This window comes from Bacillus sp. TCT6, from assembly GCF_056033845.1.
In genome coordinates, this window is record NZ_JBVYHX010000001.1 from 4,745,944 (window position 1) to 4,759,431 (window position 13,488).

Sequence of the window (13,488 nt, forward strand, 5' to 3'; positions counted from 1 at the left end):
GGTTTAACTCGGATCTAATCGATATGAAAGCAACTCAAAATCTGGGGTATATACAAATGTACCGTAGATTATGCCATTTCCTTTAATTAAGTAATCAATAATGTGATAATCTCCTGGCGCCATTGCTAAATCATCAATTTTGTCAAATGTATGCCAACCAATGATGCCTTCTTCGCTCTCTAGTTTGTTTTCTCCTGCAAAATCTGTCGCTAAAAAGGAGAACATCATCCATTCAGAAACAACTTTATCACCTTCTTGGATGACAAAGGTGAAGACCCCCTTTAACGCTGGGTTTTTCAAATAAATACCTGTTTCTTCACGATACTCGCGAACAACGGAATCTCTTACAGTCTCACCACGCTCCATTTTCCCGCCTGGTGCAACCCACCAATTTCGGCGAGGTTTTTGGAGTAAGAGTACTTCATTATCTCTAATTAACACACAGTTTGTCACTCTTTGCATGTTTCTTCACCTCAGCTACTTGCAGTAAAATTCCTCACTGCATACTTCTTTCATTATACTATCAAAAACAGTTTGCTACAACGAAGGAGCCAGTCCTCTTTCGTTAAGCATATGCTACTCAACAATTTTAAAAAAGCTTTCTATAACAAGCAATGTAAATGCTTAGACTTTCAATGAATAGCATAAAAAATCCCCTTAACGATTTTTATCGCCAAGGGGATTAAAGCCTTTATTTCTTACCGAAATAAGTAACAATCGCAAATCCTAAAATAAAGGTAATAATCGAACTTATAATTGAAAATCCGCCAGTCGGAATCCCAGGGAACACAATTACAATCGAACCGATTACAAGTCCAATAATTGCCGCAAATGTCATACTTTTATAACGATCTAATAAAAAACTAATGCCTTTACTACTTACAACAAATCCGACCATAACACCAGCACCGATAACCACGATTAAAGGTAAATTAAGTGTAGTTAAAGCGTTAATTGCTGTTGGATACACACCAATAATTAATAAAATAAACGATCCACTAATCCCAGGAAGCAGCATGGCCATACTAGCCATCCATCCTGCGAAAAATAAACCAATTGCATTTAAAATTGTTAACGTCGTAATTGGATCTGCTGCCTTATCTGGTTTAAAGAAAGCTGTAATCGCAACAAGAATTGCTGCAACTATTAATAAAACAATGTGCTTACCTTTAAACGATGACTTTGCATCAGCTTCTCTCATTAACATCGGTAATATACTAATAATTAAACCGAGGAAGAAAAATTGAGTCGGTTCATAATGATTTGCAAGTAAATATTTAATAACGTGACTTAACGTTAAAAATGCTGCTGCCACACCAGCTGCAAGGGGAATTAAAAATCCTAAATGTTTTTTCCATTCACGACTAAAGAATCCACTAATTGCCGCAAGTAATTGTTCATAAATCCCTAACACAACAGCGATTGTACCGCCGCTCACACCAGGAATTAAATCACTAACGCCCATACAAAATCCACGATATATATTACGCCATTCCATACTGAATAAATTCCTCATTTCTTATAGTGATTTTTTCCGTAAAGTCCAGTATATCAATAAGAAAGCTTATAATCCTAATATTTTTTGACAAAACTTTGACATTTTCAAACAAAAAAAGAAGAAAGCTCCTGTCGGTAGCTTTCTTCTCACAAGGTATATTATCCCTTATTTTTCTGATACAGTTTTTAATTCCTCTAATAATTCTTCTACGTAATGTTGAGCACTTTGTGCTGCAATACTACCGTCACCTGTTGCAGTTACAATTTGACGAAGCATTTTTTCACGAACATCACCAGCTGCAAAAATACCAGGAATTTTCGTTTCCATACGTTCGTTCGTTTCAAGGTAACCATTTTCATTTGTAATACCTAGTTCAACAAATGGTTTTGATAATGGTAACATACCGATGTATACGAATACGCCGTCAGTTTTGACTTCTTTCTCTTCTCCACTGTTTACGTCGACAAGTGTTACACTTCCTACTTTACCACTTGCTTCGTTGATTTCTTTTATAGTATGGTTCCAAATGAAATCTACTTTTTCATTTTGGAAAGCACGGTCTTGTAAAATTTTCTGTGCACGAAGCGTGTCACGACGGTGAACAATCGTTACTTTTGATGCAAAGCGCGTTAAGAATACACCCTCTTCAACAGCAGAATCTCCGCCGCCAATTACGATAAGTTCTTTTTCTTTAAAGAATGCCCCGTCACATACTGCACAATATGATACACCACGGCCGCCAAGTTCTGTTTCACCCGGTACACCAATTTTTTTATACTCTGCACCGCTTGCAACGATAATTGCACGTGCTTTATATTCTTTTTTACCAGCAATAATTGTTTTGTATTCTTTACCATCGATGACTTCTTTCACATCACCGTATGCATATTCAGCACCAAATTTCTTCGCATGCTCAAACATTTTATTTGATAAGTCTGGTCCTAAAATAGACTCATAACCTGGGTAGTTTTCTACATCTTCTGTGTTTGCCATTTGGCCACCTGGAATACCACGCTCAAGCATTAATGTGCTTAAATTTGCACGAGATGTATATACTGCAGCTGTCATACCAGCTGGTCCTGCACCAATAATAACGACATCATAAATTTTTTCTTCTGACACACTATTCACTCCTATCCATTCCTACACAATTAAGTTACCCTCATTATACTGTTAGCATCATTTTTTTCCCAATGATTTGCTTATCTTATGTGTGCGTACGCTTAACAGCTTGCACATACTTTCGGACAGTCGCTACAGATACATTATATACATCTCCAAGCTCCGACTGTGTCATTTTATTTCCTTGTTCGCCGCGTACAATGTATTCAATCGCAGCTGACCAGCCGTACACATTTGTAAATATATCTCCAGATGTATATAAACGTATGAACGTACAAAACCAAAAGTGTAAACACTCTTCAATTAATTCATCATCTTTTTTCGTATAATTGTATAATGCATCCGCGATTCGTACGCACTGCTCAAATTGTTGTAAATCAGCTGGAATACTCTTATGACTATTAAGTAAAAAGAAGTAATTTGCAAGTTGTGATACGATGGGAACACCGTTCTTCGCTTGCGTTATATCAAAGAAGAATCCAACCTTCTCCGGCGTTGACAATTCATTCATTAAATATAAAGCCAGCATTTGTTCTTCTAACGTCGCACTTTGCTGAAATGATTTTCGTAATTCTTCAAATAGCAAACTTTGTCCTTCATCTGCTAAATTCAGCGCATTCCAGGGCTCTTTTCCTTTTTTATCAGGGTGCAATTCCACGACATGTTGCCACATTTTTTCAGCTAGTTGCTGATCTTTCACCATATAAGCAGAATATGCAAACCAATAATAAAAACTAACGTCTCCCTCGTATCCTTGACGCTTTAATAATTTGAACCATTTATATGCATGCTCGAAATAACCAATCGTTGCAAGTGTGGTTCCCAGTTTCAAACGATGTTCAAATGAAATCGGATATACTGAAACTAGCTGTCCCGCTAACGCTTCTACTTGTTTATGCTCTCCAATTGAATATAGAAAAATAAGCGTATTACAAAGCGCATGTATATTACCAGGATTTTTCTCTAAAATCATTTCTGTTAACTTCAGTGCCTTGTCTACATTACCAGATTGAAAATGTGCAATGGCTAAATTATTATGACCTGACCAAAATTCCGGATAATCTTTCGTAACAATTTCTAATGTAGCAATCGCTTCTTCCAATTGTCCATTACGAATATAACGATTCGCTTCTTCCTGCATAACAATTAAATCATCTTCATCTTCAATCTCTTCCGCACCCATTGCTTCTTCTTCCATAATCTCAAGAAGTTCTAATGTATCTTCTACGAATTCCTTTTCTTTTGCAAATTCTAAATAGCGATCCGCATATTTCTTCGCCTGTTGAAATAACCCCATATATGCATAATTATTTGCAATAAAATAATAGCACTGTTCAAGTTCTGGATTAGATCTAACTAACTTTAAGAAGATTTGATTCGATTCTTGATATTCACCAGCCTCAGATAATACTGATGCTAATTGACATAAAATAAACGGCTCCTTCTCACTTTGTGCCGCTCTTCGAAAATATTTAATTGCATCTTGCAATTTTTGCCCTTTGTAAGCTCTCATCCCTTTTTTATAAAAGAAGTCCGCTAGCTGATTAAAAGAGATAACTTGTCCGTTCTCCTTATATATTCTTTGATTTTTCCCCATATATCCTCCAGTTTTTTGTTTTCTTCGTTCACACATTCTTCTATCTATAAGTATAAACGATTCCGTAAAAAACAAAACAGTATATTCTACTCAATTATTTCCTTTTTATTCATAAAAAAAGGAGAGAAATGTTACATTTTCACCATGAACCTTCTCTTGCGGTCATTTGCTCTTTCGTATAAATAATACGCATTGGATTTCCACCTACGAAAGCTCCGCTCGGTACATCTCTATGAACAAGTGTGCCAGCTGAGACAGTCGCACCATCTCCAATTTTCACACCTGGTAATATTGTTACATTCGCTCCAATCATCACTTCATTTCCAATGATGATTTCCCCAAGTCGATATTCACGAATTAAATATTCATGTGCTAAAAGCGTTGTGTTATAACCAATAATCGAATTCTCTCCCACAGTTATCTTTTCTGGGAACATAATATCCGGCATTACCATAAGTGCAAATGATGTTTTCTTTCCTACTTTCATCCGTAAAAAAGTACGGTACAACCAATTCTTCACAGATAAAAATGGCGTGTAACGCGCAATTTGGATAATAATAAAGTTTTTCATTACCTTCCAAAAAGACACTGTTTTATACACATTCCATAATGAATTTCCTCCTGAAACAGGATAGCGCGTTGTCCGTCGCACTTAGCTCGCTCCTCTACTAACTTACTTGGACCTTTATGAACGGTTCATATTAGACAAAATCGGTAGCAAATCACTCATTTTATCTAGCATAAAGTCCGGCTTGTAAGCTTCTAAATACGCTCTACCTTTCAACGTCCATGAAACCGCAGCTGTTTTCGTCCCCGCATTTTGACCACCGACAATATCATGATGATTATCCCCAACCATCAATGCCTCTTCTGGTTTTGCATCTAATAATTCAAGCGCTTTTTGAAGTGGCTCTGGATGTGGTTTCACATGCTCTACATCATCAATTGTCACGACAACATCAAAAAATTCATCAAGCTTTGACAACTGTAATCCCATCTCAACGGTTTGTCTCGCTTTCGTTGTAACAATACCAACTTTATAACCTTGCTTCTTCAACTCTCGAACTGTTTCATATACAGTTTCATATTCTTCTACTAATTCATCATGATGATCATGGTTAAATTCGCGATAGCTTGTAATCATCTCTTCAACCTTACTTTCATCAATCTTGCTGAAAGTATCATGCAAAGATGGACCGATAAATGGCAACACATCTTCACGCTTATATTGATTTGGATAATATGTATGTAAAGTATGTAAAAAAGAAGAAATAATAAGTTCGTTTGTATTAATTAAAGTTCCATCTAAATCAAATAACACTGTATTTATTCTCATTGCCTTAGTCCTTTCGCTTTCCTGAATATGAAAGAAGCAGCATCTTACAATAAGATGCTACTTTTCTCTAATTTTCCGAATATCTTTTATCAGCTTGCCCCATTTTTCGTCTCACAATAATGAAAATAATAGAAATAACAACAAGTCCAATTGACATTACTTGTGCAATACGAAGTGGTCCTAGCATTAAACTATCTGTACGTAAGCCTTCTACGAAGAAGCGTCCTACTGAATACCAAATTAAATATGTGAAGAATAATTCCCCGCGGCGTAAATTCACTTTTCTTAATGCAAGTAGTAAAATTACACCTACAAAATTCCATAATGATTCATATAAAAACGTCGGATGATAGTACACACCCTCAATATACATTTGATTAATAATGAAATCTGGTAAATGAAGACCTTCTAAAAACTGTCTCGTTACTTCATCACCATGTGCCTCTTGGTTCATAAAGTTTCCCCATCGGCCAATTGCTTGTCCTAGTAAAATACTTGGCGCAGCAATATCCGCCAACTTCCAGAATGAAACCCCGCGTCGCTTTGCAAAAAGAATTCCGGTAATAACCGCTCCGATTAAACCACCATGAATCGCCAAGCCACCTTGACGAATATTAATAATTTGACTCGGGTTTTGCGCGTAATATTCCCATTCAAAAATAACATAATACATTCTCGCAAATAGAATAGCGATCGGTACTGCAATTAATACAAGGTCAACAAATGTATCTTTTGGAATACCTAGCCTTTCTCCCTCGCGAGTTGCTAGCCAAAGACCTAATAGCACACCTGTACCGATAATAATCCCGTACCAATAAACAGGAAACGGCCCAAGTTGGACAGCTACGCGGTCAAGCTGCGGTACAGAACCTAACAGCATATGTATGACCTCCCTCTCCAATGTTTACTCCTGATTCCCTAACTCAATCGCACTCATTAATCGTTCTGAGAACTGCTGTGCTGCATTGACTCCCATACGCTTTAAACGGAAGTTCATCGCTGCTACTTCAATAATAACAGCCAAGTTTCGACCAGGACGAACTGGAAGTGTAATCTTCGTAAGTTCTGTATCAATAATTTTCATCTTCTCTTCATCAAGACCTAAGCGATCATAATTTTTCTTTTGATCCCAAATTTCAAGATTAATAACAAGTGTAATACGCTTATAATTTCGCACTGCCCCTGCACCGAATAACGTCATAACGTTAATGATACCTAGACCACGAATTTCTAATAAATGCTCAATTAAATCTGGTGAGCTTCCTACTAATGTGTCTTCATCTTCTTGGCGAATTTCTACACTATCATCCGCAACAAGGCGATGGCCACGCTTCACAAGTTCAAGAGCTGTCTCACTTTTACCAACACCACTTTGACCTGTAATTAAAACACCAACACCGTAAATATCCACTAATACACCATGAACAGCAGTTGTTGGTGCTAGCTTACCTTCTAAATAATTGGTTAAACGACTTGATAATCTCGTTGTCGTTTGAGAAGAACGTAATAAAGGCATGCCTGATTCACGTGATGCTTGTAATAACTCATCTGGTACATCTTGATTACGAGTTATAATAATACATGGCGTCTCCTCGGTACAAAGCGCTTTCATTCTCTCTTGTTTTTGTTCTGTCGTTAACGTATCAAAGAACGTAAGCTCCGTTTTTCCAAGAAGCTGCACGCGATCAGCTGGATAATATGTAAAGAATCCTGCCATTTCAATTCCAGGTCGTGATAAATCACTTGTATCAATCGGACGATGAATTCCTTCCTCACCACTTATTAACTCCAATTGAAATTGTTCAATTAAATCTTTTGTCCTTACTTTTGGCATATGTATAAACCTCCACTCCGCTGCGGGTTCAGTCTCGTTTGATGTAAAATTCCATTCTACCGGATATTGTACCATTTTTTTCTGGAAACAAGAAATACGGTTTCTGATAAATAGAAAAAAACATTTCATACGAATAATGAAATGTTTTTCTTTTTGTCATTTTCTCTTTTTTTCATATAGAGGTTCCACAATTACCTTTTCAATAATCATATTAAAAATTGAAATACAAATTGCCGCAACAATCGCTACACCAAATCCTGATATATTAAAAGCATCTCCTAATAATGAATCTGCTATTTTTAACGTAATCGCATTAATAACAATTAAGAAGAAGCCGAAAGTTACAACAGTAATTGGTAGCGTAATTAAAATTAAAAACGGCTTTACGAACACATTTAAAACAGCCAAAATAATACTCGCAATAATTGCAGTTTGTATATTCGCTACGTAAAACGCGTCTGGTGCAATCCCTTTTAAAAGTCCCGATACAGCGATTAACACAACGCTATTTACAAGAAGTGATACAATCCATCTCATTTTCTTACACATCCTTTTAACATATATATTTCATCATACGCTAATAGACAATAAACGCAAGTATCATACAAATACTTATACCAACTTATTCTACTCTTCACGCTTGTATACCTACCAACATTTCTTTGTGAAATAGGGACCACACCATCTATGTTCATGAGTTTTTACAAAAGTCCAAGTGAAATCTTTATCTACAATATAGATATCACCTTTATACGCATCATCTGTCTCACACAATGTATCATCCATATGTAATAAACTCGCATCCTTTATTAATAGTACCTCATCACAGTGTTGGTAGAAAATGTAGCACTCCTTTTTCACTTCATTATGAAACGCGCTCTCTGCTTCTATTCCTTCTAAGCACTTCTTTTTCTCATAACTAAATATGTGCCAAAGATATCCACATACATACTTATCTCCGTAAAAGAAAATGTCTTCTTTTTCTTCATCACTTAAATGGTTTGCAAAGTTATTCTCCCAGCGCTTCCGAAAATATACACCCCACTTTTGGAACTTTCTTACCTTCATATTCTTCTTTCGCAACACATCTAAAAACTCCATCATCTCCCCCTATACAATAAAAACCGAGCGTCATTTCCACTCGGTTTTCATCAATAAACTTATTGCGATAACTCTACTTCTTTTATTTTCTCTTTCATTCTTGCTTTATCACGATTTAAAATCTCTTTTAAATACTTACCAGTATACGAGCGCTCTTCTTTTACTACTTGCTCTGGCGTTCCCGAAGCGACGATTTGTCCACCTTTGTCCCCGCCTTCTGGTCCAAGGTCAACGATATAATCAGCTGTTTTAATCACATCTAAATTATGTTCAATTACAAGTACTGTCTCACCACTCTCAACAAGACGTTGCAGCACTTCTAGAAGACGTGCAATATCATGCGCATGTAAACCAGTCGTTGGCTCATCTAAAATATATAACGTACGACCTGTAGAACGACGGTGTAATTCAGAAGCTAATTTCACACGCTGTGCTTCCCCACCAGATAATGTTGTTGCTGGTTGACCTAATTTCATATAACCAAGCCCAACATCTACAAGCGTTTGAAGTTTACGCTTAATTTTAGGAATATTGGCGAAGAATTCTACTCCATCTTCAATTGTCATCCCTAACACTTCAGAAATATTCTTATCTTTATATTTCACTTCTAACGTTTCACGATTATATCGTTTACCGTGACAAACTTCACACGGAACATACACATCTGGTAAGAAATGCATTTCGATTTTAATAATTCCATCTCCACGGCACGCTTCACAACGGCCACCTTTTACGTTAAAGCTGAAACGTCCTTTTTGATATCCGCGCACTTTAGCTTCGTTCGTTTGTGCAAACACATCACGAATATCATCGAATACACCTGTGTACGTCGCTGGATTAGAACGTGGTGTACGACCAATTGGCGATTGATCAATATCAATTACTTTATCTAAATGTTCAAGACCTTTAATCTCTTTATGAGTACCTGGCTTCGCTTTCGCTTTATATAACTTTTGCGCTAACGATTTATATAGTACTTCATTAATCATCGTACTTTTACCTGATCCAGATACACCTGTTACCGCTACAAACGTACCGAGTGGGAATGACATTTTTGCATTCTTTAAGTTATTCTCTTTTGCGCCGACAATCTCCACTTTACGTCCGTCACCTTTACGTCTTTCAAGTGGAACTGGAATAAACTCTTTACCGCTTAAATATTTTCCTGTTAACGAATTATCATCTTGCATCACTTCAGCTGGTGTCCCTGCCGATACAACTTGCCCACCGTGAATACCTGCACCCGGTCCGATATCAAGTAAATAATCAGCAGCCATCATTGTATCTTCATCATGCTCAACAACGATTAATGTATTACCTAAATCGCGCATTTCTTGCAACGTACGAATAAGACGATCGTTATCGCGCTGATGTAAACCGATAGAAGGCTCATCAAGAATGTAAAGTACGCCAGTAAGACGAGAACCAATTTGCGTCGCTAAACGAATACGCTGCGCCTCACCACCTGATAAAGTTCCTGCGGCACGACTTAACGTTAAATAATCTAAACCGACGTTCACTAAGAACCCAACGCGCTCTTGGATTTCTCTTAAAATTAAATGAGCAATTTTTTGTTGTTTCTCCGTTAGCTCCACATTCGAGAAGAATTCCTGTACTTCTTGAACAGAATACCTCGTTACATCAGCAATCGTTTTATCACCAACGAAAACAGCTAAACTCTCAGGCTTTAAGCGTCCACCTTTACACTTCGGACAAGCTTGCTCTGCCATATACTTTTCCATTTGCTCACGGACATAATCAGAACTCGTTTCACGATAACGACGTTCGATATTTGGAATAACACCTTCAAATAAAATCTCATTTTCCTTTACTTGACCAAATTCATTTACATAACGGAAATAAACTTTCTCTTCACCGCTTCCGTACAACACTTTATCAAATAAATCTTTCGGTATATCTTTCACAGGCACATCCATATCAACGCCGTAATGATTACATACAGATTGTAAAAGCTGTGGGTAATATTGTGAGCTTGTCGGTTCCCATGGAGCAATCGCATGTTCATTTAATGATAAATCCCAGTTCGGAATAACAAGTTCTAAATCTACCTCTAGCTTTGAACCAAGTCCATCACAAGAAGGACATGCTCCGAACGGACTGTTGAATGAGAACATACGCGGCTCTAATTCTCCGATTGAAAAACCACAATGCGGACAAGCATGATGTTCACTAAATAGAAGTTCCTCTTCTCCCATTACATCGATTAACACTCGGCCTCCGCCAAGCTTTAATGCACTTTCAAGTGAATCAGCAAGACGGCTTGCGATTCCTTCTTTTACAACAATACGGTCAATTACAACTTCAATGGAATGCTTCTTATTTTTATCTAACGTAATCTCTTCAGACACATCAAGCATTTCACCATCAACACGTACACGAACATACCCTTGCTTCTTAATATCTTCAAGTACTTTCACATGCGCTCCTTTACGCCCAGACACGATAGGCGCTAACACTTGTAATTTCGTACGCTCAGGATATTCAAGAACACGGTCTACCATCTGCTCGACTGTTTGTGATGTAATTTCAATCCCATGATTCGGACAAATTGGCGTACCAATTCGTGCAAATAATAAACGTAAATAATCATAAATCTCCGTCACTGTTCCGACAGTTGAACGTGGATTACGACTCGTCGTTTTTTGATCGATTGAAATCGCTGGTGACAATCCTTCAATCGTATCTACATCCGGCTTATCCATTTGTCCTAAAAACTGGCGCGCATACGCAGATAACGATTCTACATATCTGCGCTGCCCTTCTGCATAAATCGTATCAAATGCTAATGATGATTTCCCCGAACCAGACAATCCCGTTACAACAACAAGCTGATTTCTCGGAATGGTTACATCAATATTTTTTAAGTTATGTGCTCTAGCACCTTTTACAACGATAAAATCCTTGCTCTTACTCACTCTTTTCACCCTTCCGCTTTTAATTCTAATAGTAAATCTCTTAGTTCAGCTGCACGCTCGAAGTCTAACGCTTTTGCTGCTTCTTTCATCTCTGCTTCCATCTTCGCAATTGTCTTTTCGCGCTCTTTTTTCGTCATTTTCTTAGCAGGAGTTGCTTCGTATGTTTCTGTCTCTTCAGCCGCTGTCGTTGCACGGATTACATCACGAACGCCTTTTTGAATCGTTTTCGGCGTGATACCATGCTCTTCATTGTAAGCTTCTTGTATAGTACGACGACGCTGCGTTTCTTCAATTGCAATTCCCATCGATCTCGTTATGCGATCTGCGTACATAATAACGCGGCCGTTTTCATTACGCGCCGCACGACCAATCGTTTGAATTAACGAACGTTCTGAACGCAAGAACCCTTCCTTATCTGCATCTAAAATCGCTACAAGTGATACTTCTGGAATATCTAATCCTTCTCGTAATAAGTTAATACCGACAAGTACATCAAACTTACCAAGGCGAAGGTCACGAATAATTTCAATACGTTCTAACGTTTTAATTTCAGAGTGAAGATAGTTCACTTTAATTCCTACATCTTTTAAGTAATCCGTTAAATCCTCTGACATTTTCTTCGTTAAAGTCGTAATTAGTACACGTTCATTTTTTGCAATACGATCTTGAATCTCTCCTAATAGATCGTCAATTTGACCTTCAATAGGTCGTATATCGATTGGTGGATCTAAAAGCCCTGTTGGACGAATAATTTGTTCTATTACTTCTGGTGACTGCTCTAACTCGTACGGTCCTGGCGTCGCCGAAACGTAAATAACTTGATTTGTTTTCTCCTCAAACTCATCAAACATGAGCGGTCTATTATCTAAAGCTGACGGCAGACGGAATCCATGATCCACAAGCACTTGCTTACGTGCTTGGTCCCCGTTATACATCGCTCTTACTTGTGGCACTGATACGTGCGACTCATCCATAACAATTAAGAAATCTTCCGGGAAATAGTCCAATAACGTATACGGTGTTGCACCCGCTGGACGAAGTGTTAAATGACGGGAATAGTTTTCAATCCCTGAACAAAAGCCCATCTCGCGCATCATTTCTAAATCATAACGTGTACGTTGCTCTATACGCTGTGCTTCTAGCAACTTACCGTTATCATTTAATTCCTTTAAACGCTCTTCTAATTCTTTTTCGATATTTTCAATAGCGACCTTCATTTTCTCTTCACGTGTAACGAAGTGAGATGCTGGGAAGATTGCTACATGATCACGTTCTGCTAATACTTCACCTGTTAACGCATTTACTTCACGAATACGATCAATTTCATCGCCGAAAAATTCAATCCGAATACAATGCTCATCAAGTGATGCTGGGAAGATTTCAACTACATCTCCGCGCACACGGAATGTACCACGCTTGAAATCAATATCATTACGTCCATACTGTACATCAACAAGTTCACGAAGCAATTGATTGCGGTCCTTCTCCATACCAACTCGAAGTGACACAACTAACTCGCGGTATTCTTCAGGAGAACCTAAACCATATATACACGATACACTCGCAACGATAATTACATCGTCCCGTTCAAATAATGCAGACGTTGCCGAGTGACGCAATTTATCAATTTCATCATTAATCTGCGCGTCCTTTTCAATAAACGTATCTGTTTGTGGTACATACGCTTCTGGCTGATAATAATCGTAATAACTAACAAAATATTCAACTGCATTATTCGGGAAAAAGTCTTTTAGCTCACTATATAACTGACCTGCTAATGTTTTATTGTGAGCCATGACAAGTGTTGGCTTTTGCACTTCTTTAATGACATTTGAAATCGTAAATGTCTTACCCGTTCCTGTCGCTCCAAGCAACACTTGCTTTTTCTTTCCACTATTAATTCCCTCTACAAGCTTCTCTATAGCTACCGGCTGATCACCTTGCGGGGAATACGCTGAGACAATTTCAAATTGACGTTCCAAGAAAATCCGACCTCCTCATAAAAATCTGTATTATTATTTTACCACGAATACCTATAAAAAACCTAAAAAAACGAACAGATAT

The 13,488-nt window shown here is 37.6% G+C and carries 12 protein-coding genes; all 12 read right to left on the reverse strand.

Annotated features, from left to right (window positions below):
* Window positions 1-3: 3 nt before the first annotated feature.
* Complete coding sequence (locus AC0ONG_RS24485) at window positions 4-462, reverse strand: NUDIX hydrolase (RefSeq protein ID WP_001190080.1); 459 nt, start codon at window positions 460-462, stop codon at window positions 4-6.
* 229 nt (window positions 463-691) lie between these two features.
* Window positions 692-1,498: a DUF368 domain-containing protein gene (locus AC0ONG_RS24490; RefSeq protein WP_000455196.1), complete on the reverse strand. Its 807-nt coding sequence runs from the start codon at window positions 1,496-1,498 to the stop codon at window positions 692-694.
* 165 nt (window positions 1,499-1,663) lie between these two features.
* Window positions 1,664-2,620, reverse strand: coding sequence for a thioredoxin-disulfide reductase (trxB, locus tag AC0ONG_RS24495; protein WP_001288077.1), 957 nt, complete (start codon window positions 2,618-2,620; stop codon window positions 1,664-1,666).
* Window positions 2,621-2,705: 85 nt separating this feature from the next.
* Window positions 2,706-4,217: a tetratricopeptide repeat protein gene (locus AC0ONG_RS24500; RefSeq protein ID WP_000517718.1), complete on the reverse strand. Its 1,512-nt coding sequence runs from the start codon at window positions 4,215-4,217 to the stop codon at window positions 2,706-2,708.
* Window positions 4,218-4,356: 139 nt separating this feature from the next.
* The gene (locus tag AC0ONG_RS24505) at window positions 4,357-4,869 is read right to left on the reverse strand and encodes an acyltransferase (RefSeq protein WP_001255086.1); all 513 of its coding nucleotides are present in this window, start codon (window positions 4,867-4,869) and stop codon (window positions 4,357-4,359) included.
* Window positions 4,870-4,902: 33 nt separating this feature from the next.
* The gene (gene ppaX, locus AC0ONG_RS24510; RefSeq protein ID WP_003256046.1) at window positions 4,903-5,553 is read right to left on the reverse strand and encodes a pyrophosphatase PpaX; all 651 of its coding nucleotides are present in this window, start codon (window positions 5,551-5,553) and stop codon (window positions 4,903-4,905) included.
* A gap of 67 nt (window positions 5,554-5,620) precedes the next feature.
* Complete coding sequence (gene lgt / locus AC0ONG_RS24515; protein WP_000924241.1) at window positions 5,621-6,433, reverse strand: prolipoprotein diacylglyceryl transferase; 813 nt, start codon at window positions 6,431-6,433, stop codon at window positions 5,621-5,623.
* Window positions 6,434-6,457: 24 nt separating this feature from the next.
* A complete protein-coding gene (hprK, locus tag AC0ONG_RS24520) occupies window positions 6,458-7,387 on the reverse strand; it encodes an HPr(Ser) kinase/phosphatase (protein ID WP_001127251.1) in 930 nt (309 codons plus the stop codon).
* Window positions 7,388-7,543: 156 nt separating this feature from the next.
* Window positions 7,544-7,924 (reverse strand): phage holin family protein, encoded by a 381-nt coding sequence (locus AC0ONG_RS24525; RefSeq protein WP_001267311.1) that lies wholly within the window; start codon window positions 7,922-7,924, stop codon window positions 7,544-7,546.
* 111 nt (window positions 7,925-8,035) lie between these two features.
* Window positions 8,036-8,488, reverse strand: a complete 453-nt coding sequence (locus AC0ONG_RS24530; RefSeq protein ID WP_000394721.1) for a DUF4275 family protein — start codon at window positions 8,486-8,488, stop codon at window positions 8,036-8,038.
* A 59-nt stretch (window positions 8,489-8,547) separates the two neighbouring features.
* A complete protein-coding gene (gene uvrA, locus AC0ONG_RS24535) occupies window positions 8,548-11,424 on the reverse strand; it encodes an excinuclease ABC subunit UvrA (protein ID WP_000045590.1) in 2,877 nt (958 codons plus the stop codon).
* 5 nt (window positions 11,425-11,429) lie between these two features.
* On the reverse strand, window positions 11,430-13,406 hold the full coding sequence (gene uvrB / locus AC0ONG_RS24540; RefSeq protein ID WP_000441044.1) for an excinuclease ABC subunit B: 1,977 nt from the start codon (window positions 13,404-13,406) through the stop codon (window positions 11,430-11,432).
* Between the last annotated feature and the right edge of the window lie 82 nt (window positions 13,407-13,488).

Excerpts from the sequence above, each read along its gene's own strand:
- AC0ONG_RS24485 (WP_001190080.1), bottom strand. The coding sequence starts at position 462 with ATGCAAAGAGTGACAAACTGTGTGTTAATTAGAGATAATGAAGTACTC.
- AC0ONG_RS24490 (WP_000455196.1), bottom strand. The coding sequence starts at position 1,498 with ATGGAATGGCGTAATATATATCGTGGATTTTGTATGGGCGTTAGTGAT.
- AC0ONG_RS24500 (WP_000517718.1), bottom strand. The coding sequence starts at position 4,217 with ATGGGGAAAAATCAAAGAATATATAAGGAGAACGGACAAGTTATCTCT.
- ppaX (WP_003256046.1), bottom strand. The coding sequence starts at position 5,553 with ATGAGAATAAATACAGTGTTATTTGATTTAGATGGAACTTTAATTAAT.
- lgt (WP_000924241.1), bottom strand. The coding sequence starts at position 6,433 with ATGCTGTTAGGTTCTGTACCGCAGCTTGACCGCGTAGCTGTCCAACTT.
- hprK (WP_001127251.1), bottom strand. The coding sequence starts at position 7,387 with ATGCCAAAAGTAAGGACAAAAGATTTAATTGAACAATTTCAATTGGAG.
- AC0ONG_RS24525 (WP_001267311.1), bottom strand. The coding sequence starts at position 7,924 with ATGAGATGGATTGTATCACTTCTTGTAAATAGCGTTGTGTTAATCGCT.
- AC0ONG_RS24530 (WP_000394721.1), bottom strand. The coding sequence starts at position 8,488 with ATGGAGTTTTTAGATGTGTTGCGAAAGAAGAATATGAAGGTAAGAAAG.